Below are 394 nucleotides of genomic sequence, written 5' to 3'. Positions count from 1 at the left end.
CGGTAAATAGTTTGCTTGATAGCCAGCACCTGCGGGTCGTTCACGGCCTCGCGCAAAAAGGTCAGTACACCGTCAAAACTCTCAAAGGGCTGGTGGATCAGGATGTCGCGTTGCTTGAGCTGGTCAAATATGGAATGGCTCGACTGGATTTGTACCGGATAGGCCGCACGGTAGGGAGCAAAGCACAGGTCGGGACGGTTTGCCAGGTCGATCAGCTGCGTCAGGCGTACCAGATTGACCGGGCCATGCACGCGGTACAGCGCCTTCGCAGGCAAGGCGAACTGCTTGAGCAAAAAATCCGCCAAATGTTCGGAACAACCGGCTGACACCTCCAGCCGCACGGCTTGGCCGTAGTGGCGGTGCACCAAGCCTTGGCGCAACGCAGTGCGCAAGT

At 58.1% G+C, this 394-nt stretch carries 1 pseudogene; it reads right to left on the bottom strand.

Features of this window, described 5'->3' with window-relative positions:
• A pseudogene (locus AC1D1Y_RS26765) lies at positions 1-394 on the bottom strand (polyphosphate kinase 1); the annotation flags it as partial.

Source organism: Polaromonas sp. P1_G1 (assembly GCF_056405595.1).
Note: the sequence above shows the minus strand (reverse complement) of the source record. Positions and strands in the feature narration are given on the sequence as shown.